Source organism: Leifsonia sp. RAF41, from assembly GCF_052114085.1.
In the GTDB taxonomy this organism is placed as follows: Bacteria; Actinomycetota; Actinomycetes; order Actinomycetales; family Microbacteriaceae; genus Leifsonia.
In genome coordinates this window covers 1,034,449-1,057,404 of sequence record NZ_JBFREB010000001.1, presented here as the reverse complement: position 1 = coordinate 1,057,404, position 22,956 = coordinate 1,034,449, and the positions used below count along the sequence as shown (strand labels likewise).

Sequence of the window (22,956 nt, the reverse complement as noted above, 5' to 3'; positions counted from 1 at the left end):
TCGTGAAACTGACGGTCGTCGGAGGCGGCTCCACCTACACCCCCGAACTCATCGACGGCTTCGCCCGGCTGCGCGATGTGTTGCCGATCGAGGAACTGTGGCTGGTCGACCCGGATCCTGAACGGCTGCGACTGGTCGGCGGGATGAGTCAGCGGATGTTCCGCGCCGCCGGCCACTCCGGCCGTGTCGTTCCTACCTCCGACCTGGTGGCGGGCGTCGCGGACGCGGACGTCGTCCTGCTCCAGCTGCGGGTCGGCGGCCAGGCCGCACGCCACGGAGACGAGACCTGGCCGCACGAGTGCGGCTGCATCGGCCAGGAGACGACGGGCCCCGGCGGCTTCGCCAAGGCGCTGCGGACCGTGCCGGTCGTCCTCCGCGTCGCAGAAGAGGTCCGCAAGCACGCCAGGCCGGACGCCTGGATCGTCGACTTCACCAACCCTGTCGGCATCGTGACCCGCGCACTCCTGCAGGAAGGCCATCGTGCCGTCGGCCTGTGCAACGTGGCGATCGGCTTCCAGCGCCGGTTCGCGGCCCTCCTGGATGTCACGCCGGGCCAGGTGCAGCTCGGGCACGTCGGCCTCAACCACCTGACCTGGGAGCGTTCAGCACTCGTGACGGATGCGACGGGTACGCGGGATGCCCTCCCCGGGCTCCTCGACACCCGGCTGGAGCAGCTGGCCGAGGAGGTCGAACTGCCCGCCTCGCTGCTGCGCCTGCTCGGCGACGTGCCCAGCTACTACCTGCGCTACTACTACGCCCACGACGAGGTGCTGCGCGAGCAACTGGACTCCCCCACCCGGGCCGAGGCGGTGCAGCGCGTGGAGCGCGAGCTGCTGGAGCTGTACGGCGACCCGGCCGTCGACACCAAGCCAGAACAGCTGGCGCAGCGCGGCGGCGCGTTCTACTCGGAGGCGGCAGTGGACCTGATCGCCTCGCTGACGGGCGACCGGGGAGACGTCCAGGTCGTGAACCTGCGTAACGACGGCGCGCTGCCGTTCCTCCCCGACGATCACGTGATCGAGGTGCCGGCGACGGTGGATGCGCGGGGCGTCACCGCGCTGCCGATCGACCCCCTGCCCGCCGATCACGCCGGGCTCATCTCCCACGTCGCCGGCTACGAGCGGCTCGCTCTGGACGCGGCCGTGCACGGCGGACGTGACCGGGTGCTGCGCGCGATGCTCGCGCATCCCCTCGTCGGTCAATACGACCGGGCCGAGCGGCTCACCGATCTGCTGATCGCGCACAATCGCGACCACCTGGAGTGGGCGCGATGACCGGCGCCGGAGCCCCGCTGGTCATCGCCCTCGACGGCGGTGGCTCGAAGACCGACGCGGTCGCGCTGGAGCTCGACGGTACGGTCGTCGCCGAGGCCCGCGGCGAGACGTCGAGCCCGCACGTGATCGGGATGCGCGGCTCGGCGGACCTGGTGTCCGGGCTGATCGGCCGCCTCCTGGAGGAGACCGGCCCGCGATCGATCGCCGCGGCGAATCTGTACCTCTCCGGGCTCGATCTGCCGAGTGAGATCGACGAGTTCCGCAGGGAGATCGCCGGAACACCGTGGGCAGCGGCGACGGTCGACAACGACCTGTTCGCGCTGCTCCGCGCCGGCACGGGTGAGCCGGATGCCGTCGCCGTCGTCTGCGGGACCGGCATCAACTGCGTCGGCGTGCGCTCCGACGGGCGTGCAATCCGGTATCCCTCCCTCGGCACGATCTCGGGAGACTGGGGCGGCGGTTGGCACCTGGGCGAACGTGCCCTCTGGTACGCCGCGCGTGCTGTCGACGGACGCGGCGCGCCGACCGTGCTCGCCGAAGCTGTTCCGGCCGCCTTCGGGCTGGACACGGTGCAGGAGGTGATCGAGGCCATCCATTTCGGGCGGCTGGCCAGTAACGACCTGGCGCGCCTCTCGCCCACGGTCTTCGCCTGCTCCCGTGAGAGGGATGCCATCGCGGCCGGACTGGTCGACGAGCAGGCGGAGGAGATCGTGACGATGGCTGTCACCACGCTGCGCCGCCTGGAGCTGCTTGCGAAGGCGGTGCCCGTCGTGCTGGGCGGCGGCGTCATCGGCGGCCGTGACGAGCGTCTCCTCGGGACGATCGAGCGCCTCCTCGCCGAGCGGGCACCTGCGGCCCGGATGGAGCTGGTGACAGCCGCCCCCATCCTCGGCGCCGCGCTGCTCGCACTCGAATCCGCGGGGGCCGGGGTGGAAGCGGTCGAGAACGCCAGAAGCACTCTGGAGGAGCGCCCCGCCGCGGTGGTTCAATAGCCCCACGAACCACGACCACGCCATCGAACGTGCGCGGATGGTCGAGGAGCAACTCGCCCGCCGCGGGATCGAGGACCAGCGCGTCCTCGATGCGATGCGACGCGTGCCTCGCCACCTCTTCGTCGAGGACTCCGCGGCGCCGTACGCCTACCAGGACCACCCGATGCCGATCGGCGACGGGCAGACGATCTCTCAGCCGTACATCGTCGCGCTGATGCTGGAGGCCGCCCGCATCGGGCCCGAGGACACGGTGCTGGACGTCGGCACCGGTTCGGGCTACGCGGCGGCGGTCACCGCCCAACTGGCGCATCGCGTGGTGAGCATCGAGCGACATCCGGACCTCGCGAACGGAGCCGCCGCGACGTTGGAAGCGCTCGGTTACCGGGTCGAGGTGGTCACCGGGGACGGGACGCTCGGCTGGCCGTCCGGCGCGCCGTACGACGCGATCGTGGCGGCGGCGACCGGTCCGTCCGTGCCGAGGGCCTGGGTGGAACAGCTCCGCCCGGGCGGGCGCATCGTCATGCCGGTCGGCCGCCCGGGGCGCTCACAGCGCCTCGCGCTGTTCACGCGCGACCAGGACGGCGCGCTGGCCGAGACGAGCCTCGGCGCTGTCGCGTTCGTGCCGCTGGTCGGCCGCAACGGCTGGCCTGGCTGACTTGCTGCCTCCGCGCTCTGTTCGCTGAGGTGAGCGTTGTTGCTGCTATTCGCGTCGAATATCAGCCACGACCTGCACCTCGGCGGCGCGTGCGTGTCAGGCGGGGAGGGGGGCGAGCGAACGGAAGGCGGAGGGGGCGCGGAGGCCCGCGAGCAGGGCTGCCAGTTGGCCGGCGGGAGCAGCCACATCCTCGGGGTGCCACTGCACGGCCAGGACGGGAGCGTCACGGTGCTCGACGGCCTCGATGTGGCCGTCGTGTGAGCGAGCCGTGACCACGAGGTCGGCGCCGACCATATCCACCGCCTGGTGGTGAGCGCTGCGCACCTCGACGGTCGGTTCGCCGAGGAGGTCCGCAACGCGACTGCCGGAGGCGACGTCGACCGTGTGGGTGGTGAGGACCTGCGGGATGGGGACCCCGCGGTTCACGTGGCCGCACTCCTCGCCGAGGTCCTGAACGAGCGTTCCGCCGAGGGCGACGTTGACGACCTGCAGGCCGCGGCAGATGCCGAGAAGGGGCGTGCGGCGTTCGATGGCGGCACGGACCAGCGCGATCTGCGCCGCGTCCGCCACAGGGAGGTGGCGCGACTCGTTCGGGTAGCCCGTCTCGGCGCCGTAGAAGCCCGGGTGGATGTCCTCGCCTCCGACGATCACGATCGCGTCGGCCGTCTCGGTTGCGGCCAGCAGCGCTTCCGTGCCGCGATCGGCCGCCAGGCGGTCGACCCTCCAGCCGTGACTGCGCGCCTCTGCGATGACGTTGCCGACCAGCAGCTGCACGTAGTCGTGGTACGCCGGATCGTGGGAGCGGAAGCGCGTGGCCTCGACGACGGCCAGGGTCGGCTGCTGGGACATGCGCTCCTCCTCTCCACGGGACTCCCCCCATCCCACCAGGCGTCGGCGATGTTCGCACGGTACGCGTAACAGGCGGAAACAGTGACAGGTGGATGCGGCCCGCATACACTCGGCTGAGTATCAGCTGAACCCGAGAGAGTGGATGCATGCGCGTGCGACGTCTGCTGACCTGCGCTCTGCTGGCGCTGGGGCTCATCGCCGGACCGAGCATGCTCCTGGCTGCTCCCGCCGCAGCGCAGGACCCGGTAGACCTGGGTCCGAGCCACGTGGTCGACCAGTCCCATGTGCTGAGCAGCGCCGAGGAGACACGGATCTCGGACGCCGCGAAAAAGCTGTACGACGATCACCGCATCGACCTCTACGTCGTCTACGTCACCGATTTCACCGACCCCACCGAGGCGGCGGACTGGGCCAACGAGACGGCCGCGCGGAACGGTCTGGGGCAACGCGACTATCTGCTCGCCGTCGCGACCGACGGGCGCACCTACTACCTCTCGGGCGACGACGACGGCCCGGTCAGCGCCGATCAGCTCGACAGCATCGAGCAGAACGACATCGAGCCGAAGCTGCACGCGAACGACTGGGCGGGGGCCGGAGTCGCGGCCGCGACCGGCCTCGGCGATGCGGTGGGCGGCGGAGGCGCCGGGAGCGTGTTCTTCTGGGTGTTCCTCATCGGGGTGCTCGTCGTCGGCGTCGTCGTGTTCGTGCTCGTCCGCTCTCGCTCCTCCCGCAAGAAGCAGGCCGCGGCCGGGCCGGCGACACCGCAGAGCGAGCTGCAGACCATCCCCCTGTCCGAGTTGGAGCGTCGTGCCGGCTCCGCTCTGGTGCAGACGGACGACGCCATTCGCACCAGCGAGGACGAGCTGAGCTTCGCTTCGGCTCAGTACGGCGCAGAGGCCGTGGTGCCGTTCCAGGCGGCCCTCGATGCCGCGAAGGCCCAGCTGCGTGAGGCGTTCACGCTGAAGCAGCGCCTCGACGATGCGGAGCCGGACACCGACGAGCAGCGGCGCGAGTGGAACATCCGCATCGTGCAGCTGTGCGGTGCGGCGAACCAGGCGCTCGACGCGCAAGCCGACGCCTTCGACGAGCTCCGGGCGCTGGAGAAGCGCATCCCGGAGGCCACAGCCGAGATCACCGCCCAGGCGACCGCGCTGCGGCAGCGGCTGGCGACGACCCGCACCACCCTCGACGCGCTCGCCGCGCGCTACACCGAAGCGTCGCTTGCGACGGTGCACGACAACATCGACCAGGCCACCCAGCGGCTCGACTTCACCGACACAGCGCTGGCCGCCTCGACGCAGAAAGCGACCGCCGGGGAGGCCGGGGCCGCCGCCGTCGGGGTCCGCGCCGCCGAAGAGTCGGCCGACCAGGCCGGTCTCCTGCTCGACGCCGTCGACCGGCTCGGAGCCGACCTGGCGGCGGCGCAGCAGTCGCTCGACGGCACCCTCGCCGAACTCCGCAGCGACCTGGCCGAGGCGAAAGCGTTAGCGGCGTCCAGTGACCCGGGCGGCACGATCGCCGCGACGGTCGCGGGCACCGAGCAGACCGTCACGGACGTGCAGGCGAAGCTGGCGGCCGGCCTCGTCAATCCGCTCGAGCTGGCACAACGGCTCGACGCGGCCAACCGCTCCATCGACGCTGTCCTGCAGGGCGTGCGGGATGCGCGCGCTCAGGCACAGCGCGCTCAGTCGGCGCTGCAGCAGACGCTGCTCACCGCCAAGGCGCGTGTGTCCGCCTGCGAGGACTTCGTCACGGCCCGCCGCGGAGCCGTCGGTCCGGAAGCCCGCACGCGGCTCGCGGAGGCGGGCCGACTCGTCGTCCAGGCCGAGCAGACGGCAGCGACCGACGCGGTGTCCGCTCTGGCGCAGGCGGAACGAGCCGCGCAGCTCGCCGATGAGGCGACCCAGTTCGCGCAGCAGGACGTCGGCGGCTTCCAGCCCCAGATGGGCGGGATGGGCGGCATGTTCGGCGGCGGAACCTCTGGCCGCGGCGGCGGAAGCGGCGCCATGGGCGCGATCCTCGGCGGCATCCTCATCGATTCGGTGCTGCGCGGCGGTATGGGCGGTGGCGGCGGATTCGGTGGCGGTGGATTCGGCGGCGGTGGCGGCGGCGGCTTCAGCGCCGGGAGCTTCGGCGGCGGCGGGACACGCTCCCGCCGTGGCGGCGGACGGTTCTGACCGTCCGCCGGACAGACCTCACAAGCGCCCATCGGGGCGGGAGCGAAAGGAAGAGCATATGGCGAAGCAATCCATCTTCGGGCGGATCTCGCAGTTGATGCGGGCGAACATCAACGCCCTCCTCGACCAGGCGGAGGACCCGGAGAAGATGCTGGACCAGATGGTCCGCGACTTCACCAACAGCATCGCCGACGCCGAAAGCGCCATCGCGGAGACCATCGGCAATCTGCGACTGCTCGAGGACGACCACCGCGAGGACGTCGAGGCCGCGAGCGAGTGGGGCGACAAGGCCCTCGCCGCGAGCCGTCAGGCCGACCAGTACCGCGCATCGGGCGAGACGGCGAACGCCGACAAGTTCGACAACCTCGCCAAGGTGGCGTTGCAGCGGCAGATCTCGTCCGAGAACGAGGCGAAGGCCGCTGAGCCGCAGATCGCCGCGCAGACCGAGGTGGTCGAGAAGCTCAAGACGGGCCTCAACGGCATGAAGGAGAAGCTGGAGCAGCTCAAGAGCAAGCGTTCCGAGCTGATCGCGCGCGCCAAGAGCGCCCAGGCGCAGGCCCAGGTCATCGACGCGGTGAAGAGCGTCGACATCATGGACCCGACCAGTGAGGTCTCCCGCTTCGAGGAGAAGATCCGCCGCGAGGAGGCCAAGGTCCGCGGGCAGCAGGAGCTGGCGGCATCCAGCCTCGACGCGCAGTTCGAGCAGCTGGACGACCTGGGCGAGCTGACCGAGGTGGATGCGCGGCTCGCCGCGCTCAAGTCCGGCGGCGGGCAGTCCGCGGTGACGTCAGGTTCCGAGGGGTGAGCGGCGCGTCCTTCCTGGTCGTCCCGCAGTGGCAGGGGTCCGGGTCATCGCGGGCGATGCGTCTGATCGACGGCGCGGACGCCATCCGCGGCGATCTGCCGTCCGCCCGCACACACCAGGTGCCGGTGCCCGCCTCGGCCGGTGAGTCGCTGGGGACGGGCGTCAACCGGTTCTCGTCGCTGACCGCCGTCCGGGATGCGACGGCCGAGGAGCTGGCGCTGCTCGAGGCGCCGGTCGTCACCATCGGCGGCGACTGCGGCGCGGAGCTGGCGGCCGTCCAGCACGCGCTGGCCGCGCATCCAGCCGGTGACGTGGCGGTGGTGTGGTTCGACGCGCACGGCGACCTCAACGATGTCGACTCGTCGCCGTCGGGCGCCTTCTGCGGGATGGTGCTGCGCGCGCTCCTCGGGGACGGTCCGGACGGACTCGCCTCCTCCGGGGCGAACGCCCTGGCTCCCGCACAGCTCGTGCTCGCCGGAACGCGCGCGCTCGACGACGGCGAGTCGGACTACGTCGACGCCCACGGCATCCGGCTGATCGAGCCGTCCGGGCTCGACGACCCGGAGGCGCTCGTCGAGGCCGTGTCCGCGACCGGAGCGAGCGCCGTGTACGTCCACATCGACCTCGACGTGCTCGACCCGTCCGCGATCGGGGGCATCGGCTCGCCCGAGCCGTTCGGCGTGCTGCCGGAACGGTTGACGGAGGCGATCCGCGCACTGCGGCGTCGATTCGACCTCGCCGGAGCGGGTCTGATGGAGTTCGCGCCGGAGTCGGTGGACGCCGCAGAGCACGACCTGCCGGTCATTCTGCGCATCCTCGCCTCGCTCACCGGGCCGACCGGCTCGCCGGCGACGGCAGTGTCCGAAGAGGCGCGATAGCTTGAGAGCCATGAGCGCGCCCAAGATCCTCACCGAACGGCGGGGACACGTCATGCTGATCGGCCTCAACCGCCCCGAGAAGCGCAATGCCGCCGACTTCGAGCTGCTCACCCAGCTCGCGGACGCGTACGGGGAACTGGAGCGCGACCCCGAACTGCGCGTCGGCCTGGTGTACGCGGTCGGCGAGCACTTCACCGCGGGCCTCGACCTCGCCGACCTCGGTCCACGCATCGGACCGGACGGTCTGTCGCTCGTCGGCGAGAACGGCATCGACCCGTGGCAGGTGTCCGGGAGCCGACTCAGCAAGCCCGTCGTCATCGCGGTGCAGGGCACCTGTTTGACCCTCGGCATCGAGCTGATGCTCGCCTCGGATATCGTCGTCGCCGCGGCAGGGACGCGGTTCGGCCAGATCGAGGTGACGCGCGGCATCCTGCCGTTCGGCGGTGCGACGCTGCGTTTCCCGCGCGCGGTCGGGTGGGGCAATGCGATGCGCTACATCCTCACCGGCGACCTCTTCGATGCCGCAGAAGCGCACCGTCTCGGTCTGGTGCAGGAGGTCGTCGACGACGGAGCGCAGTTCGACCGCGCCCTCGAGCTCGCCGAGCGGATCGCCGCCCAGGCGCCCCTGGCCGTACAGGCGGCGCTCACCAACGCCAAGCGGGCGATTCGCGACGGTGTTGCGGCTGCCGAGGCGGAGTTGCAGCCGGCCCTCGTGCGCCTATCCGGCAGCGAGGACGCGCGCATCGGTATGGAGGCGTTCCTGACCCGCACCGAGGCGCGGTTCGTCGGTCGCTGAGATTCCATCCATTTCGTCGTCCGCGACGAAGACAGAACGCGGCATCGCCGCAGCAGATCAGGAGAAGGCATGAGCGAGACCAGGGACTACGACGTCATCGTCATCGGGGCGGGGGCTGTCGGTGAGAACGTCGCGGACCGCGCGGTCCAGGGCGGCATGAAGACCGTCATCGTCGAGTCCGAGCTGGTGGGCGGCGAGTGCTCCTACTGGGCGTGCATGCCGTCCAAGACGCTGCTGCGGAGCGGCGCCCTGCTGCGGGCAACGCAGAGGGTGGGCGGCGCGCGGGAGGCGGTGACCGGTCCCCTCGACGTTGCCGCCGTGCTCAAGCGGCGCGACGACATGACGAGCAACTGGAAGGACGACGGCCAGGTCGAGTGGCTGACCGGCGCCGGCATCGACCTGGTCCGCGGCTGGGGCGTCATCACGGCCCCGAAGGAGGTGACGGTGACGGCCGACGACGGCACGGTCACCGTTCTCCGCGCCAAGCACGCGGTCGCGGTGTCGACCGGATCAGCGGCGCTGATGCCCGACATTCCGGGGCTGCGCGAGAGCGAGCCGTGGTCGAGCCGTGAGGCGACGAGTGTTCAACGCGTCCCGGTCTCACTCGCCATCCTCGGCGGCGGGGTCGTGGCGACGGAGATGGCGACCGCTTACGCGGGCTTCGGCACCGAGGTGCACCTGATCGCGCGGAGCGGCCTGCTCGGCGGGGAGGAGCCGTTCGCCGGGGAGCTGGTGGCCGAGTCTCTGAAGGAGCTCGGCGTCAGCCTCCACCTGGACACGAAGACGGAGCGCGTGGAGCGCACCGACGCCGACGGGTTCCGCCTGGAACTCGACGACGGGACCGTCGTCGAGACCGACGAGTTCCTGGTTGCGACCGGCCGGCTGCCCCGCACCTTCGACCTGGGCCTCGATGCGCTGGGCCTCGAGGAGGGCGCCTGGCTCGACGTCGACGACAGCATGCGGGTGCTCGGTCCCGACGGGGAGGTCGTCGACGGCGGCTGGCTCTACGGCGTCGGCGATGTGAACCACCGCGCGCTGCTCACCCACCAGGGCAAGTACCAGGCGCGAGCGGCCGGCGACGCCATCGCCGCCCGCGCCCACGGCCGCGAGGTGTCGCTGGAGCCGTGGGGAGCCTTCGTCGCCACCGCGGACCACGAGGCCGTCCCCCAGGTCACCTTCACCGACCCGGAGGTGGCGTCCGTCGGACTCACCGCCGCCCGCGCCGAGAAGGCCGGCTACCGCATCCGCGTCGTCGAGTATGCGATCGGCAGCGTCTCCGGAGCGCATGTCGTGGCCGACGGCTATAAGGGCACGGCACGCATGGTCGTGGATGAAGACCGCCAGGTCGTGCTCGGCGTCACGTTCGTCGGACAGGATGTCGGCGAGCTGCTGCACTCGGCGACCGTCGCGGTCGTCGGCGAGGTTCCGCTGAACCGGCTGTGGCATGCCGTGCCGTCGTATCCGACGGTCAGCGAGGTCTGGCTGCGGCTGCTCGAGACTTACGGGCGGCCCACCGAATGACGGGACGCTTCGAGCGCGGGGCGCTCGGGAGCCTGCTGCTCGACTCCCCCTTGAGCCGCCTCGGGTACCTGTACGCGACGGCCGTCGGACACGCCTGGGGCTTCCTGTGGAGCACGGGTCGCATCGAGCGGCGCGCCGGGCTGACGGTGTTCCGCGGCATGCCGAAGCGCACGTTCGGGCGCGGCGGCTCCTGCGTCGGTGGGGTCTACCTCACCGACCACAACGTGACCGACGACGTGCTCGAGCACGAGGCGATCCACAAGCGGCAGTGGCAGCGCTACGGGATGCTGTTCCCCTTCCTTTACCTCGTAGCGGGACGCGACCCGCTGCGCAACCGATTCGAGGTCGAGGCCGGCCTCGAGAAAGGCGGCTACCGATGACCCGCACGATCGTGATCACCGGGGCCAGCTCCGGCATCGGGGTGGTCGCCGCCGAGCGACTCGCGGCGGGTGGAGACCAGGTCGCCGTGGTCGGACGCAACCCCGAGCGGACGCGCGCTGTCGCCGAGCGGATCGGCGCGACGCCGTTCCTCGCCGACTTCGAGCGTCTCGACGACGTCCGGGCTCTCGCCGCTGCCCTCCTCGACCGCTACGAGACGATCGACGTGCTCGCCAACAACGCGGGCGGGCTGAACCACGATCGCGAGTTGACGTTCGACGGGCACGAGCGCACCATCCAGGCCAACCACCTGGCGCCGTTCCTGCTCACCGCGCTGCTCCGTCCCCGTCTGGTCGAGACGGCGGCTGCGGGTCGCGATGTGCGCGTCGTGTCGACGGCCAGTCTGGCCAATCGGTTCGGGAGCCTGCGCATCGACGACCTGAACTGGGAACGGCGACCGTGGCAGGGAGGCTGGCGCGCCTACGGTACGGCGAAGCTGGCGACGATCCTGTTCGCGTCGGAACTCGCCGAGCGTCTGACGGGGACCGGCGTGACCGCGTACTCCTTCCATCCCGGGACCATCGCCACCAACTTCGGCAACACGTCACCGCTGATCCGCCTGGGTCACCTGGTGACCCGCAGCACGTTCGGCATCCCCGTCGAGGCCGGCGCCGCGCCGCTGCTCCTGCTCGCAGGCCCCGCGCCGGTCGGCGCGCCGAGCGGCACCTACTTCGACCGCCTCAGCGCGAACGGCCGCACCAACCCGCAGGCGCGCAATGCGCAGCTCGGCCGCGACCTCTGGGCCGCGAGCGAGCAGCTCGTCGGTCTCAGCGTTTCCGCCTGACTTTTCGTTGCAGCCCGTGCATCCGCTGGTCCCAACACCGCGCGCAGCGCCGGTCAGCGGGCGGCGGGCGCCGAGACGGCGGCGGGCGACATGCCGACCGCGTGGATGAGGTGGTCGCGCACCTCGGTCGCCAGGGAGTAGCCGCCGGTTACGATCGCGCGGGTCTCCCCGGGGCCGTCGCACAGCATCTCGTCGCACCACGCGCGCACCGCGCGGGTTCCGGCCTCGCCGGGCGCGCAGCGCTCACCGGTGCCGGGCCGACCACTGCGGCGCGAGCGCGCCAGCCAGGTGACCGTCATGCGCATCGGCGTCGCGAGCGGGACGACCCGGGAGGCATCGCCCACCTCGACGAACACGCGCCCGCGGGCGCAGAGCGGCAGCAGCGCGAGCTCGGCTTCCAGCTCGGAGAGCGAGGACTCGTCGCCGACGACCAGGAACTGCACGCGGTCGTCGACGTGCGCCGTCGTGGCGGTGTGGGAGGCGTGGTCGGGGCGGTACATCTCGTCATCCACTATAGGCGAGGCTTACCTAACCACCACCGGCTCCGAGCCCATCCTCAGCCTGCCAGGGGCGGGGCGCGACGAGCGGGGCGCCGTGGCCGCATCCCTTCCGGACGTCCGGGGTTCGCGGCATGATCGGAACATGCAGCCCTCCGCCTCCTCCCCGATCGCCCCGATGCTCGCGAAGGCGGTTCCGGCCGTCCCCGAGCCCGACAGCGTGGCCGGGGGTCTGAGCTTCGAACCGAAGTGGGACGGTTTCCGCGCCCTCATCTACGCGGCCGACGCCGGCGACGGCAGCATCGGCGACGTGGAGATCGGCAGCCGCGGCTCCAAGATGCTGACGCGCTACTTCCCCGAGCTCGTGGAGGCGTTCCGCCGCCTCCTGCCCGGCCCCTGTGTCCTCGACGGCGAGATCGTGGTGCCCACCGGCGAGCCCGGGCGGCAGCGGCTCGACTGGGAGGCGCTGTCGCAGCGCATCCACCCTGCCGCCAGCCGGGTGAAGTTGCTGGCCGAGCAGACCCCGGCGACCTTCGTCGCCTTCGACCTGCTCGCGCTGGGCGACGAGTCGTTCGTCGACCGGCCCTTCGCCGAACGACGGGCCGCGCTCGAGGATTTCGCGGGCGACCTCCCGGCACCGATCGAGCTGACCCGGACGACAACGGAGGTCGACGTCGCCCGCCGCTGGCTGGTCGAGTTCGAGGGGGCCGGGCTCGACGGCGTCGTCGCGAAGCCGCTCGCGGGCGCGTACTCCCCCAACAAGCGGACGATGCTCAAGATCAAGCACCACCGCACCGCGGACGTCGTCGCGCTCGGCTACCGCATCCACACCAGTGGTCGCGGGGTGGGCTCCCTGCTCGTCGGCCTCTACGGCGACGACGGCGAGCTGCGGAACGTGGGTGGCGTCTCCGCCTTCACCGACGCGAAGCGCCTCTCGCTGATCGACGAGCTCGAGCCTCTGGTCGAGCGCGACGAGAGCGGTGGCGCCGTCACCGGCGAGACCGACCGCAGCCGATTCTCCGGAAGCAAGGATGTGTCGTTCGTCCGCCTGCGCCCGGAACGGGTGCTGGAGGTGCGATACGACCAGATGGAGGGGATGCGGTTCCGCCACACGGCGCAGTTCGAGCGCTGGCGTCCCGACCGCGAGGCGCGCTCGTGCACGTTCGAGCAGCTGGACCGTCCGATCGCCTACGACCTCGGAGACGTCCTGACCTGACGCGCTACGCCTTCTTGGCCCGGCTGGGCTGCACCCGCGGCGGCTCGCCCGGCATCTTCGGGTAGTCGGGCGGGAACGGCAGCTCGCCGAGGCCGTTCGAGAGGTCGCGCTCCCACCACCCCAGCAGTTCGTCGATGCGTCCGGGGTTCTCGCCGAGGGTCTCCCACGGGTCGCCGACCGTCCGCAGCCGCTCCGGCATGGTGAGCACGGTGAACTGCTCGGGCGAGACGTGCTCGAGCTCGTCCCAGGTGATCGGGGCCGAGACCGACGCGTGTGCCAGCGCCCGCGGGCTGTACGCGCCGGCCATCGTCCGGTCGCGGTTGGCCTGGTTGAAGTCGACGAAGATGCGCTCCCCACGCTCCTCCTTCCACCACGCCGTGGTCACCCGGTCGGGCATCCGGCGCTCCAGCTCACGGGCCGCGGCGATGACCGCGTGCCGCACGTCGAGGAACTCCCGCTCCGGCACGATCGGGGCGAACACGTGGAGGCCGCGGTTTCCGGACGTCTTGATGAAGGCGGTGAGCCCGGCCTCCTCCAGCACCTTCCGCAACTCGATGGCGGCGGGGACGGCGTCCGCGAACCCCGTGCCCGGTTGCGGGTCGAGGTCGATGCGCAGCTGGTCCGGGTTGTCGGAGTCCTCGGCGCGGGACGGCCACGGGTGGAACACGACCGTGTTCATCTGCGCGGCCCAGACGGCCGCGGCCGGTTCGTCGATGACGAGCTGGGGATGCGACCGCGCGCTCGGGTAGACGACCGGAACCGCGCGGACGTAGTCGGGCGTGCCGCGGGGCGGGTTCTTCGAGAAGAACTGCTCCCCGTCGATCCCCTCGGGGAACCGCTGCAACGACACCGGACGGTCGCCGTTGGCCCGAACGAACGCCTCGCCGACGTCGACCAGGTACTTCGCCAGGTCGAGCTTGGTGATGCCCGGTTCCGGGAAGATCACCCGGCCGGGACTGGAGATGCGCACCTCCCGTTCACCGTGGGGCCCGGGAACCGTGAGGACGACCGCGTCACCTGCCATGCGACCACCGTACCGCCCGAACCGACGGTGACTGCGATGTGAATTCCTTGTGGGATCCCGCGGGGCCGCTTGAGCGTCCGCCCAAGTGGGCCAGAATGGCAGGGCGGGTGTTCATCTCCGAGCGGCCGCGATCGAGATCTTCGAGAAGAGGTGCATGACCCTGAGGATCGTGAGCTACAACCTCCGCAAGCACGCGGCGAGCGGTGAGTTGGATGCCATCGCGCAGGACTACGACGTCGACGTCCTCTGCCTGCAGGAGTGCGACAGCGAGGCCCTGCCGCAGCGGCTGCACCACCTAGCACTGGCGGACACCACCCGTGCCAACCGCCTCGGGCTGGCGATCTACGTACGCGACGACCGCTACGAGATCCTCCACTCGCAGGTCTTCGCCGTGCAGAAGTCGCTGCACGACCGGGTGCTCGCGCCCGCGAACGAGCGCCTGCTGGCCGTGCACCTGCGCGACCGCGACAGCGGTGAAGACATCCTCGTCGGCTCGTTCCACGCCGCCCCGCTGACCGCCCTCAACTCGCTGCGCCGGAAGCAGATCGCGGCCGCACATGATGCAATGCGATCGGTCTCCCCCAGCACTCCTGTTGTGATGGTGGGCGACTTCAACTACCCATGGTTCATCCGCGGCCTCGAGCGTCACCTGACGACCTCGGGCTACACGCTGAAGCGAACCACCGAGCCGACGTACCTGCGCTACAAGTTCTTCTCGGGCTACTTCGACTTCGTCACCTCAACGGGATTCGAGATCGAGCAGGTGGATGTGCTCCCCGCCGGCGCATCCGACCACCGCCCGATCCGACTGGATGCGGAGCTCGCGGCCTGATAGCGGCCACACCCGCGTCGTGCCCTCGCGCTCCGTCGGCCTCCGGCGTACGGTGAACGGGTTCCGACGACGAGGTGGTGTCGATGGAGTTCCCCGCGTGGCTGACCGGGTGGCTGGCCGGCGATGACTACACGATCGCGCGCGAGATCCTCGAGCGGGGTGTGGCAGCGCTCTACCTCATCGCGTTCGTGTCGGCGGTGAACCAGTTCCCGGCATTGCTCGGTGAGCACGGCCTGCTGCCCGTCCGCCGGTTCCTGCGGCATCCCTACGCCCGCAAACAGCCCACGCTGTTCCGGTGGCGGTACTCCGACCGGCTGCTGCGCGGGGTGGCGTGGACGGGCGCTGTGCTGTCCGCTCTCGTCGTCTCCGGCATCCTGCAGCTGGCGCCGTCGTACGTGTTCGTCCCCGTCTTCCTGGTCGTCTGGTTCCTGTACCTCTCGATCGTGAACATCGGGCAGACGTTCTACGGTTTCGGCTGGGAGAGCCTGATCTGCGAGGCTGGTTTCATCGTCGCGTTCCTGGGGGCGTACGACACGGCTCCGCCGATCACGATCGTGTTCTTCGTCCGCTGGCTGGTGTTCCGGCTGGAATTCGGTGCGGGCATGATCAAGATGCGCGGCGACCGCTCCTGGCGAGACCTGACTGCGCTCTACTACCACCACGAGACGCAGCCCATGCCGAACCCCGTCAGCCGGTGGGCGCACTTGCTGCCGAAGTGGTGGCATCGTGTGGAGGTTCTCGGCAACCACTTCGCGCAACTGATCGTGCCGTGGTTCCTGTTCGCGCCTCAGCCGGTGGCGAGCGTCGCCGCGGTCATCATGATCCTGACCCAGCTGTGGCTGGTCCTCACCGGAAACTTCGCGTGGCTGAATTGGATCACGATCGTGCTCGCCTTCGCCGGCATCAGCGACTCGGTGTGGTCGTGGGCGTTCGGGGGTGCTGCGCTGGGCGGCATCGGATCGGACACCATCCCGCTCTGGTACGCGGTGGTCGCCCTCGCCGCGACGATCTTCCTGGTGGTGCTCAGCTGGCCCCCGCTTCGGAACCTGTTCTCGCGGCGGCAGCTGATGAACGCTAGCTTCAACCGCTGGCACCTCGTCAACGCCTACGGCGCGTTCGGCAGCGTGACCAAGGAGCGCTACGAGGTGATCGTCGAGGGCACCGCCGACGACCCCTACGACCGCGAGGCGCGCTGGCAGGAGTACGGATTCAAGGGCAAGCCCGGCGACCCGCGCCGCGTGCCCCGGCAGTTCGCGCCGTACCACCTGCGGCTGGACTGGCTGATGTGGTTCCTCGCGCTGGGCTCCCGCGACTCCCCCTGGTTCGAGGTGTTCCTGCTGCGTCTGCTGGAGGCGGACCGCCCGACGCTGAAGCTGCTCCGGCACGACCCGTTCGACGGGATGCCGCCCCGCGCCATCCGCGCCCGCATGTTCCTCTACCGTTTCAGCACGCGCGCCGAGAAGCGCGAGACCGGAGACATCTGGGTCCGGTCGGAGGTCGGCGACCTGGTGCCGCCCGTGAGCCTCCGCGACGGTCAGTAGCCCGTGCGCTCGTCCTCGAGTCGGGCCGGGACGCCTCAGCGGGGTATCGCTACATCAATCAGCGAGCTGGCGATTGCGAAGGCGATGACCTCGCCGACGAAGCCCAGAAGCGGGACCCACCAGGTGTACGCGCCGGTTCGTCTGCGGTGCGCCAGCGCGATCCAGCTAGCCGTGAGCGTAGCGGCGGTGGCTGCGGGCACGAGCCAGGTGCTGATTCCGATAAGCGTGAAGTCGCACCCCGTGAGGTCGACGGAACATGCGGCGACCTTCATCTGCTCGATCAGCACGGCGAACGAAAGGGTGGCTCCGACCAGGAGGGCGACGACGAGCAGACCGATGGAGGCAGCCAGATCTCCCGCTCCGCCCCGGGTGGGTGGGTGTCCGTCCAGCGTTGGACCGAAGTCATCGTCGAGATCGTACGACACGTCTTCCCTTTGATTGATGGTGGGCGCCCACGCGCGGCGCCCGCCTACCCTAGTTGTTGTCGGTCAGCCAGCCGCGGATGAAACCCCATCCTGCGGTGGTGAGCGAACTTGCCGCGTAGCTGCCGTGAATGGCCGCGCCCTGCGCGGTGTAGTTGCCCTGGCAGAACTCATCCCCGGCAAGGCAGTAGGACCGGATAATCGGAAGCATGCCTTGTGAAGAGTAACTCGGCGGAAGCCAAGCGAGACGCTTGTAGTTGCCAAGTGCGGGGGTTCCTGACAATCCGAAAATTCCGTTATAGACGCCGGTTCCGGCATTCCAGCTCTCTCCGAAGTGAAAAGTGGGCGCCCCGTACATAACCACAGCACCGATGTGATTCTTTGCGTTGGTCGTCAGCGAACCGCTCGCCCCCGATAGGACGTTGGTGATCCCCTGCGCACCCTGCGAATATCCGACCAGCACGATATTCGATGCGGGACACGAGGACGCCAGGTTCTCGATCTCACCGCGCAGGTTGGCGACGCCAATCTCGAGGCTTGACTGATAGTTGTTCGCCTGCGGATTTCCCGGATCCATGGCGACGGCGGGGTAGTTCAGCGCCTCGACCCAGTACGGAATCTCCGGATCTCCGCCTGCGCCGGCTGTGACGGCGTTGACGGTGTCGCCGAGGCCCCCTGAGACGTAGGTTCGGCCGCCGTTGGTCGTTCCCGTGCCTGCAGGTTCGTTCGTGCCGCGGATCCCGATGATCACCGCGAACGCGCAGCGATTGGATCCCAGTAGGCGTGCGCCGGTGCCGCGGCGAAAACCGCCCCAAGGATGATCACTATCGTTCCGATGACTGCCCCGAGTCGAATCACGTTGCCCACACCTTTCGGAAGGAGGAAATACTCCTGCTGCAGGTACAGACGGTTCTGTGCTCGTATCGTGACGCGCCTGGCCCGAGAATTCCGCGTTCGGGCCGGTGGGCACCGCCCGGTCAGTAGCCCGTGCGCTCGTCCTCGAGTCGGGCGAGATCGCGCCAGATGAGCAGCTTCAGGCGGGCCGGCTTCTCGCGTTCGTAGTCGTCCTTCAGAGCTTCGGCTCCGGAGAACGCGTCGAGCCCGGCCTCGATCGCACGGCCGACCTCATCCCAGGCGTCCTTGCGCCCCCGTTCGACGAGGGCGAGCAGCTCCTCCTCCGAGTCGGCTTTCGCGCGCAATGCTTGAGCGAGCGAGATCGCCGCATCCCGTCGCAGGCGCAGGTTGTCCGCATCCACCCGTCGGTAGTCGTGCGGGTGCAGGGCGTCGCCGCCGAGCTGTTCAGCGGCCTCCAGCTCCTCCTCGATCCGCCCGGCCGCCACCCCCTGCTCCGAAGCCAGTTCGCGCAGCATGGCCGCCGCCTCCATGGCGTGGAGGGCGGGATCGTACGAGTTGCCGTACTGGATGGTGTCCACCACGATGTGGTTCTTCACCGCCATGCGTGTGGCGTAGTCCGCGAGCAGCATGCCCTCCTCGACCGACTGCTCGAGGGTGGGCGCGACGGGCTCCGGAAGGGCGCCCTCGTCGAAGGGACGCGTGCGCGTCGTCTTCTCGACGCCACGGCGGAACCACTTCGGCCAGCGCATGGAACTCCTCGATACCTGAGCGCCGGGCGCGGCGCCGCCCCTCCATTCTGTCCGATTCGGCGGTTCGATCGAGCGTCCGCGACGGCTTCAGCGGCTCCCGAAGAACTCGTTCGCGCGCCGGGTGAACAGGAGCGCCATGATCAGGAGCGCCCAGAGGATCTGGATGATGCCATTCGCCAGCTGCGAGGCGAACAGCAGCAGCACGCCGTTGACGATGTCGATCACCATCACGACGGCGACGACCGCTCTCGCGCCCGAGCTGCCACGCAGCAGGCCGCGCGCGACGATCACGATGATCACGCCGAGGATGATGGAGATGATGGCGGCGGTCGTGATGCCTGCCAGCGCGGAAGAGTTCCCGCTCTGCACCATCGAATCGCGCGTGATGAGGATGATCACGCCCCCGATCACGTTCAGGATGCCGTTGATGTAGGTGAGGACGGCCACCAGTGTGACCGATCCCGGGCGTTGCGCCATGTCGTCCCCTTGCCTTCTCCGGAGGTCGCTTCACCCGGTAGCTTGGCGGATATGGCCGGTTATCGCTACGAGTTCGAGACAGAGCTCTTTCGCTGGGCGTCGCGGCGCGAACTCTATGTGTTCGCCCGGCTGCCGCTCGAGGTGTCCGAGGAGATCCGGCTGCAGCCGCATCCACCGGCCGGTTTCGACTCGGTGAAGGTCGTGGTGACCCTGGGCGGCTCGCGGTGGTCGACGTCGATCTTCCCGCAGTCGGACGGCGCGTACGTGGTCCCGATCAAGAGTGCGGTGCGCCGGGCTGAGGGCGTCGACCTGGGCGACCGGGTCCGGATCGGCGTGGAGACGCTGCTTTAGCTCGAGGCGCTACTTCGCGCCCGACATGATCGTGTTCAGCGCCAGCACGATGATGAGGCCGTTGAAGAAGTAGCTGAGCACCGAGTGCCAGACGGTCGTCCAGCGCAGGCGCGTGCTGAGCACCTCGACGTCCGAGGCTGCGAACGTCGTCCCGAGTGTGAAGGCGAAGTAGACGAAGTCGACGAATCGGGGTTCCGGGGGCGGCGCGTTCTCGGGATGTGGAAACCGCAGCATCGGGTCCGCCGCGGCGTAGTAGCGCTGGTAGTAGATCTGCGCGAAGCCCCAGTGCAGGAAGCCCCAGGCGAGGAGCATCGACCAGACGCCGACGAAGTCCGCGGCGGAGCCGATCTGCGGATCGTTGTGGAGCGCCAGCACCTGGATGGCGGCGCCCAGACCGATGAGGCTGGCCAGGATGGTCGCGGTCATCGAGACGATGCGGGCGACGCGTCCGGTCTCCCACCGAGCCGGACGTCCTCCCGGTGTCGCCGGTCGCTTGGAGATCCGGCCGAGCACGAACAGGACGACAATCAGGTAGACGGTTCCGATCCCGCACCACGACGCGAGCAGCACGAGCGAGGTGCCGACGTCTTCCGACAGCACGATGAACCAGACACCCACCGCGATCATCGCCAGTTGCGCCACGACGCTCAGGGCGAAGCCGACGACCACCATCGGTCGCCTCACGGGCGCGCTCTGCGACATACCTGGATGCTAGCGGTGCGGTCCCGCATCCCACCGCAGGGCAGGATGGAGTGGTGCAGCCGCTTCTCGTCGTCGCCGCCGTCATCCGGGACGGTGAGGCCGACGGCGCGCGCGTGCTGGTGTGCCGACGCGCTCCGGGGAAGGACGCGGCCGGGCGGTGGGAGTTCCCGGGCGGCAAGGTCGAGTCTGGTGAGTTGCCGGAGGCGGCGCTGGCGCGCGAGATCCGTGAGGAACTCGGTGTGGACGTCCGTGTCGGGACGTTGCTCGACCGCACGGTCACCGTTCGCCCGGCCGGCCGTGCGATCGACCTGGCCTGTTACGACTGCCGCCTGGTCGGCCCCGCGCCCACGGCGAGCACCGACCACGATGAGCTGCGCTGGCTGCAGGTCGGGCAGCTGGCCGGACTGAACTGGGCGGAGGCCGACATGCCTGCCGTGACGATGCTGACCGCGCGAACAGCCATGACCGAGGAGGACGTGTGAAGGCCTTGTACTACGAGCGATTCGGCGGCCCTGTGGAGGTGGCCGAGCTGCCCGACCCGACGGTGCCTGCGGGCGGTGCGATCGTGCGCGTCGAGGCGTCCGGACTCTGCAGGAGCGACTGGGACGCCTGGGTCGGACACGACGAGACCGTTCCGCTGCCGCACGTCCCCGGTCACGAGTTCGCCGGCGTCGTCGAGGCGGTCGGTCCGGGCGTCACGCGGTGGAGAGCCGGCGACCGGGTGACCGCGCCGTTCGTGAACGGCTGCGGCGAGTGCGAGTGGTGCCGGGCGGGGGCGGCGCAGGTGTGCCCGCAGCAGACGCAGCCAGGCTTCACCCACTGGGGGTCGCACGCCGAGCTCGTCGCCGTGCGGGCCGCGGACACGAACCTGGTCCGCATCCCCGACGGACTCGAAGCGGATGCGGCGGCCGCCCTGGGCTGCCGGTTCGCGACGGCGTTCCGGGCGGTCACAGCGCGGGCGCGCATCCAGCCGGGCGAATGGCTGGCGGTATACGGCGCGGGCGGCGTCGGGCTGAGCGCGGTGATGATCGGCGTAGCGCTCGGAGCGCGCGTTGTCGCCGTCGACCGCTCGCCTGCTGCCCTCGAACTCGCCATTCGGCTGGGCGCCGAGCAGATCGTGCAGGCTACCGGAGACGCACCTCAGCGCATCCACGACGTGACGGGCGGCGGTGCCCACGCCACCATCGACGCGGTGGGTTCCGCCGAGACGGCGAGCGCCGGGATCCGCTCGCTGCGTCGGCGCGGCCGCCACGTGCAGGTGGGGCTGCTGGCCGCCGCCGTTCCCGACCTGCCCCTCGACCGCGTCATCGGCTGGGAGTTGGACGTGCTCGGCAGCCACGGCATGGCCGCCGCCGACTATCCCGGGATGCTCGACCTGGTGGCGGGCGGGCGGCTGCGGCCGCAAGACCTCGTAGGCCGGTCGGTCGGCTTCGCGGAGGCTGCGCGGCTGCTGCAGACCGCCGACACGGCCCCTCCCACCGGCATCGCCGTCCTCCACCCCGCCCCCTGAGCGCACCGCCCATTCCGCCCTTGCCACGATTCGTGCCGAATTGTCGCTGTGGCGTGGTCACAGCGACAATTCGGCACGAATCGCGACGCCAGGTGGGGTGGCAGGATGGACGCATGCGGATCGCAGACTTTACCCGCCCCGACACCCCCGCCGCACGCGCGGCCGTGCAGATCGCGACGACCTACCACTCCCCCTCACTGCTCAACCACGTGCAGCGTTCGTGGCTGTGGGCGGAGGGTTTCGCCGCCCTGCGCGGCTTCGAGCCCGACCACGAACTGCTGTACGTCTCGGCCCTGCTGCACGACCTCGGCATCACGCCCGAGTTCGACAACAACACCCTCGCGTACGAGGATGCGGCCGGTCACGTCGCCATCGCACTCACTGCGGGCGCGGGCTGGCCGGCCGAGCGCGGCATTCGCGCCCACGAGGTGATCGTCCGGCACAACTGGCCGGAGGTGGACCCCGCAATGGATGTGGAAGGGCACCTTCTCGAGATCGCCACCGCGCTCGACATCTCCGGCGCCCGCTCCGAGGACCTCCCCCTCGACTTCCGCCGCGAGGTCATCGTGGAGTACCCGCGGCTCCATCTCGCCGCCGAGTTCGGCGCCTGCGTGGCCGATCAGGCCGCGCGGAAGCCGGACACCTCTGCGCGCCGGCTCGTCGACGGCGGCGTGCAGCGGAAGCTCCGCGACAACCCGCTGGAACGTATCCTCGAAGGGTGACCGTCGCCCCTCCCGAGCCTCTCGTGCTGCCCGTGGACACGTGGCGCGCCCGCGAGCGCGCGCACGCCGAGCGGGCCGACGCACTGACCGCGGATCACCGCGAGCGGGCGGCGCGCGGCGAGAAGCACCCGGTGTGGGACTTCCTCTTCACCTATTACTCGTACTCACCTGCCCAGCTGCGCCGGTGGCACCCCGGCCCCGGTGTCGCGTTGCAGGACGCCGCTCAGGATGCCCGCGCCGCCTGGCGCTGGTACGCGCCCGGGCCCGGCCCCGGTTCGCTCATCGTCGACCGCGACGGCCTCGAGCGCGAGAAGGCGCCACTCCTGCGGACGGTGGAGCGGATCCTCCGAGCGACGGCGGCCCGACCGGGACGGTTCGGCTGTTTCGGCCTGCACGAGTGGGCGATGGTGTACCGGCAGGGCGAGCACCGGCATCCTGTGCCCCTGCGACTCGGCCAAGAGGCGACGGATGCGGTGGTCGACTCCCATGAGCTGCGTTGCACCCACATCGACGCGTTCCGCTTCTTCACCCCGGAGGCCGTGCCGCGCAACCGCTACCTCCCCACCAGAGAGACGCAGCCGGAGTTCGAGCAGCCGGGCTGCCTGCACGCCGGGATGGACGTCTACAAGTGGGCGATGAAGCTCGGCCCGCTGGTTCCCGGCGAGCTGCTCCTCGACGCGTTCGAGCTGGCCCGCGACATCCGCCTGCTAGACATGCAGGCGTCGCCGTACGACATGCGGCCGTGGGGTGCCGCACCGGTCGCCATCGAGACCGCGGAGGGCAAGGCCGAGTACGTGCGGCGGCAGCGCGGTTTCGCCGAACGGTCCAACGCGCTCCGGGGGCGCATCCTCACCGCCTGGTCACCCGCCGGCGAACTCGTCGGCTGAGC

Annotated in this window: 26 protein-coding genes; 18 read left to right on the top strand and 8 right to left on the bottom strand. The window is 70.2% G+C overall.

The features are described from left to right. The first annotated feature begins 2 nt into the window (after positions 1-2). Genes AB4Y74_RS05015 through AB4Y74_RS05005 form a run of 3 tightly spaced genes read left to right on the top strand, consistent with a single transcriptional unit; the run spans position 3 to position 2,921 of the window. Positions 3-1,274, top strand: coding sequence for a 6-phospho-beta-glucosidase (locus AB4Y74_RS05015; protein WP_441798019.1), 1,272 nt, complete (start codon positions 3-5; stop codon positions 1,272-1,274). After that, the gene (locus AB4Y74_RS05010) at positions 1,271-2,266 is read left to right on the top strand and encodes an N-acetylglucosamine kinase (protein ID WP_441798018.1); all 996 of its coding nucleotides are present in this window, start codon (positions 1,271-1,273) and stop codon (positions 2,264-2,266) included. Before AB4Y74_RS05015 ends, AB4Y74_RS05010 begins: the two co-directional genes overlap by 4 nt. A 37-nt stretch (positions 2,267-2,303) precedes the next feature. Next, the gene (locus tag AB4Y74_RS05005) at positions 2,304-2,921 is read left to right on the top strand and encodes a protein-L-isoaspartate(D-aspartate) O-methyltransferase (RefSeq protein ID WP_441798017.1); all 618 of its coding nucleotides are present in this window, start codon (positions 2,304-2,306) and stop codon (positions 2,919-2,921) included. 96 nt (positions 2,922-3,017) lie between these two features. On the opposite strand, the gene AB4Y74_RS05000 is transcribed toward AB4Y74_RS05005, so the two are convergent. Continuing rightward, the gene (locus AB4Y74_RS05000) at positions 3,018-3,770 is read right to left on the bottom strand and encodes a gamma-glutamyl-gamma-aminobutyrate hydrolase family protein (RefSeq protein WP_441798016.1); all 753 of its coding nucleotides are present in this window, start codon (positions 3,768-3,770) and stop codon (positions 3,018-3,020) included. A gap of 146 nt (positions 3,771-3,916) precedes the next feature. Between AB4Y74_RS05000 and AB4Y74_RS04995 the strand changes: the two genes are divergently transcribed. The 7 genes from AB4Y74_RS04995 to AB4Y74_RS04965 all read left to right on the top strand — a co-directional run bounded on the left by AB4Y74_RS04995 (position 3,917) and on the right by AB4Y74_RS04965 (position 11,169). Then, positions 3,917-5,947: a TPM domain-containing protein gene (locus tag AB4Y74_RS04995; protein WP_441798015.1), complete on the top strand. Its 2,031-nt coding sequence runs from the start codon at positions 3,917-3,919 to the stop codon at positions 5,945-5,947. A 58-nt stretch (positions 5,948-6,005) separates the two neighbouring features. Beyond that, the gene (locus tag AB4Y74_RS04990; RefSeq protein WP_441798014.1) at positions 6,006-6,752 is read left to right on the top strand and encodes a PspA/IM30 family protein; all 747 of its coding nucleotides are present in this window, start codon (positions 6,006-6,008) and stop codon (positions 6,750-6,752) included. Beyond that, positions 6,749-7,630 (top strand): arginase family protein, encoded by an 882-nt coding sequence (locus AB4Y74_RS04985; protein ID WP_441798013.1) that lies wholly within the window; start codon positions 6,749-6,751, stop codon positions 7,628-7,630. Before AB4Y74_RS04990 ends, AB4Y74_RS04985 begins: the two co-directional genes overlap by 4 nt. Positions 7,631-7,640: 10 nt before the next feature. Continuing rightward, positions 7,641-8,426 carry a crotonase/enoyl-CoA hydratase family protein gene (locus AB4Y74_RS04980; protein ID WP_441798012.1) on the top strand — a complete coding sequence of 262 codons (786 nt, stop codon included), beginning with the start codon at positions 7,641-7,643 and terminating at the stop codon, positions 8,424-8,426. Between the two features lie 69 nt (positions 8,427-8,495). Further along, positions 8,496-9,947, top strand: a complete 1,452-nt coding sequence (locus AB4Y74_RS04975; protein WP_441798011.1) for a dihydrolipoyl dehydrogenase family protein — start codon at positions 8,496-8,498, stop codon at positions 9,945-9,947. Continuing rightward, a complete protein-coding gene (locus AB4Y74_RS04970; protein ID WP_441798010.1) occupies positions 9,944-10,327 on the top strand; it encodes a Fe-S oxidoreductase in 384 nt (127 codons plus the stop codon). Before AB4Y74_RS04975 ends, AB4Y74_RS04970 begins: the two co-directional genes overlap by 4 nt. Next, entirely contained in the window at positions 10,324-11,169 is an 846-nt protein-coding gene (locus AB4Y74_RS04965; RefSeq protein ID WP_441798009.1) for an SDR family NAD(P)-dependent oxidoreductase, read from the top strand. The genes AB4Y74_RS04970 and AB4Y74_RS04965 overlap by 4 nt, the downstream gene beginning before the upstream one ends. Positions 11,170-11,222: 53 nt before the next feature. On the opposite strand, the gene AB4Y74_RS04960 is transcribed toward AB4Y74_RS04965, so the two are convergent. Continuing rightward, complete coding sequence (locus AB4Y74_RS04960) at positions 11,223-11,681, bottom strand: SIP domain-containing protein (RefSeq protein ID WP_441798008.1); 459 nt, start codon at positions 11,679-11,681, stop codon at positions 11,223-11,225. 130 nt (positions 11,682-11,811) lie between these two features. Between AB4Y74_RS04960 and AB4Y74_RS04955 the strand changes: the two genes are divergently transcribed. Then, a complete protein-coding gene (locus AB4Y74_RS04955) occupies positions 11,812-12,882 on the top strand; it encodes an ATP-dependent DNA ligase (RefSeq protein WP_441798007.1) in 1,071 nt (356 codons plus the stop codon). 4 nt (positions 12,883-12,886) lie between these two features. Here AB4Y74_RS04955 and ligD read toward each other — a convergent pair whose 3' ends face one another. Then, entirely contained in the window at positions 12,887-13,906 is a 1,020-nt protein-coding gene (gene ligD / locus AB4Y74_RS04950) for a non-homologous end-joining DNA ligase (protein ID WP_441798006.1), read from the bottom strand. Between the two features lie 154 nt (positions 13,907-14,060). Here ligD and AB4Y74_RS04945 point away from each other — a divergent pair, with 154 nt between their 5' ends. Further along, on the top strand, positions 14,061-14,738 hold the full coding sequence (locus AB4Y74_RS04945) for an endonuclease/exonuclease/phosphatase family protein (protein ID WP_441798005.1): 678 nt from the start codon (positions 14,061-14,063) through the stop codon (positions 14,736-14,738). An 83-nt stretch (positions 14,739-14,821) separates the two neighbouring features. After that, complete coding sequence (locus AB4Y74_RS04940) at positions 14,822-16,279, top strand: lipase maturation factor family protein (RefSeq protein WP_441798004.1); 1,458 nt, start codon at positions 14,822-14,824, stop codon at positions 16,277-16,279. A gap of 35 nt (positions 16,280-16,314) precedes the next feature. On the opposite strand, the gene AB4Y74_RS04935 is transcribed toward AB4Y74_RS04940, so the two are convergent. The 4 genes from AB4Y74_RS04935 to AB4Y74_RS04920 all read right to left on the bottom strand — a co-directional run bounded on the left by AB4Y74_RS04935 (position 16,315) and on the right by AB4Y74_RS04920 (position 18,782). Then, a complete protein-coding gene (locus tag AB4Y74_RS04935) occupies positions 16,315-16,704 on the bottom strand; it encodes a hypothetical protein (RefSeq protein ID WP_441798003.1) in 390 nt (129 codons plus the stop codon). Between the two features lie 49 nt (positions 16,705-16,753). After that, positions 16,754-17,452: a cutinase family protein gene (locus AB4Y74_RS04930; RefSeq protein ID WP_441798002.1), complete on the bottom strand. Its 699-nt coding sequence runs from the start codon at positions 17,450-17,452 to the stop codon at positions 16,754-16,756. A gap of 226 nt (positions 17,453-17,678) precedes the next feature. Next, positions 17,679-18,305: a hypothetical protein gene (locus AB4Y74_RS04925; RefSeq protein ID WP_441798001.1), complete on the bottom strand. Its 627-nt coding sequence runs from the start codon at positions 18,303-18,305 to the stop codon at positions 17,679-17,681. A gap of 87 nt (positions 18,306-18,392) precedes the next feature. Beyond that, positions 18,393-18,782: a DUF7144 family membrane protein gene (locus tag AB4Y74_RS04920; RefSeq protein ID WP_441798000.1), complete on the bottom strand. Its 390-nt coding sequence runs from the start codon at positions 18,780-18,782 to the stop codon at positions 18,393-18,395. 51 nt (positions 18,783-18,833) lie between these two features. On the opposite strand from AB4Y74_RS04920, the gene AB4Y74_RS04915 reads away from it, so the two are divergent. Further along, positions 18,834-19,133: a DUF1905 domain-containing protein gene (locus AB4Y74_RS04915; protein WP_441797999.1), complete on the top strand. Its 300-nt coding sequence runs from the start codon at positions 18,834-18,836 to the stop codon at positions 19,131-19,133. A 9-nt stretch (positions 19,134-19,142) separates the two neighbouring features. On the opposite strand, the gene AB4Y74_RS04910 is transcribed toward AB4Y74_RS04915, so the two are convergent. Further along, positions 19,143-19,835, bottom strand: coding sequence for a DUF1345 domain-containing protein (locus AB4Y74_RS04910; RefSeq protein ID WP_441797998.1), 693 nt, complete (start codon positions 19,833-19,835; stop codon positions 19,143-19,145). A 53-nt stretch (positions 19,836-19,888) separates the two neighbouring features. Between AB4Y74_RS04910 and AB4Y74_RS04905 the strand changes: the two genes are divergently transcribed. From AB4Y74_RS04905 to AB4Y74_RS04890, 4 genes are all read left to right on the top strand, one after another. Further along, complete coding sequence (locus tag AB4Y74_RS04905) at positions 19,889-20,317, top strand: (deoxy)nucleoside triphosphate pyrophosphohydrolase (RefSeq protein WP_441797997.1); 429 nt, start codon at positions 19,889-19,891, stop codon at positions 20,315-20,317. Beyond that, the gene (locus AB4Y74_RS04900) at positions 20,314-21,345 is read left to right on the top strand and encodes a zinc-dependent alcohol dehydrogenase family protein (RefSeq protein ID WP_441797996.1); all 1,032 of its coding nucleotides are present in this window, start codon (positions 20,314-20,316) and stop codon (positions 21,343-21,345) included. The genes AB4Y74_RS04905 and AB4Y74_RS04900 overlap by 4 nt, the downstream gene beginning before the upstream one ends. A gap of 113 nt (positions 21,346-21,458) precedes the next feature. Next, positions 21,459-22,067 (top strand): cyanamide hydratase, encoded by a 609-nt coding sequence (locus AB4Y74_RS04895; RefSeq protein WP_441797995.1) that lies wholly within the window; start codon positions 21,459-21,461, stop codon positions 22,065-22,067. After that, the gene (locus AB4Y74_RS04890; protein WP_441797994.1) at positions 22,064-22,954 is read left to right on the top strand and encodes a 3-methyladenine DNA glycosylase; all 891 of its coding nucleotides are present in this window, start codon (positions 22,064-22,066) and stop codon (positions 22,952-22,954) included. The genes AB4Y74_RS04895 and AB4Y74_RS04890 overlap by 4 nt, the downstream gene beginning before the upstream one ends. The last annotated feature ends 2 nt before the right edge of the window (positions 22,955-22,956 follow it).

Bases quoted from the DNA above. Each gene is read 5' to 3' on its own strand.
- AB4Y74_RS05000 (WP_441798016.1), bottom strand. From the start codon at position 3,770: ATGTCCCAGCAGCCGACCCTGGCCGTCGTCGAGGCCACGCGCTTCCGC.
- AB4Y74_RS04920 (WP_441798000.1), bottom strand. From the start codon at position 18,782: ATGGCGCAACGCCCGGGATCGGTCACACTGGTGGCCGTCCTCACCTAC.
- AB4Y74_RS04965 (WP_441798009.1), top strand. From the start codon at position 10,324: ATGACCCGCACGATCGTGATCACCGGGGCCAGCTCCGGCATCGGGGTG.
- AB4Y74_RS05010 (WP_441798018.1), top strand. From the start codon at position 1,271: ATGACCGGCGCCGGAGCCCCGCTGGTCATCGCCCTCGACGGCGGTGGC.
- AB4Y74_RS04910 (WP_441797998.1), bottom strand. From the start codon at position 19,835: ATGTCGCAGAGCGCGCCCGTGAGGCGACCGATGGTGGTCGTCGGCTTC.
- AB4Y74_RS04915 (WP_441797999.1), top strand. From the start codon at position 18,834: ATGGCCGGTTATCGCTACGAGTTCGAGACAGAGCTCTTTCGCTGGGCG.
- AB4Y74_RS04955 (WP_441798007.1), top strand. From the start codon at position 11,812: ATGCAGCCCTCCGCCTCCTCCCCGATCGCCCCGATGCTCGCGAAGGCG.
- AB4Y74_RS04970 (WP_441798010.1), top strand. From the start codon at position 9,944: ATGACGGGACGCTTCGAGCGCGGGGCGCTCGGGAGCCTGCTGCTCGAC.
- AB4Y74_RS04940 (WP_441798004.1), top strand. From the start codon at position 14,822: ATGGAGTTCCCCGCGTGGCTGACCGGGTGGCTGGCCGGCGATGACTAC.
- AB4Y74_RS04975 (WP_441798011.1), top strand. From the start codon at position 8,496: ATGAGCGAGACCAGGGACTACGACGTCATCGTCATCGGGGCGGGGGCT.
- AB4Y74_RS04980 (WP_441798012.1), top strand. From the start codon at position 7,641: ATGAGCGCGCCCAAGATCCTCACCGAACGGCGGGGACACGTCATGCTG.
- AB4Y74_RS04990 (WP_441798014.1), top strand. From the start codon at position 6,006: ATGGCGAAGCAATCCATCTTCGGGCGGATCTCGCAGTTGATGCGGGCG.
- ligD (WP_441798006.1), bottom strand. From the start codon at position 13,906: ATGGCAGGTGACGCGGTCGTCCTCACGGTTCCCGGGCCCCACGGTGAA.
- AB4Y74_RS04995 (WP_441798015.1), top strand. From the start codon at position 3,917: ATGCGCGTGCGACGTCTGCTGACCTGCGCTCTGCTGGCGCTGGGGCTC.
- AB4Y74_RS05005 (WP_441798017.1), top strand. From the start codon at position 2,304: ATGGTCGAGGAGCAACTCGCCCGCCGCGGGATCGAGGACCAGCGCGTC.
- AB4Y74_RS04895 (WP_441797995.1), top strand. From the start codon at position 21,459: ATGCGGATCGCAGACTTTACCCGCCCCGACACCCCCGCCGCACGCGCG.
- AB4Y74_RS04945 (WP_441798005.1), top strand. From the start codon at position 14,061: ATGACCCTGAGGATCGTGAGCTACAACCTCCGCAAGCACGCGGCGAGC.
- AB4Y74_RS04925 (WP_441798001.1), bottom strand. From the start codon at position 18,305: ATGCGCTGGCCGAAGTGGTTCCGCCGTGGCGTCGAGAAGACGACGCGC.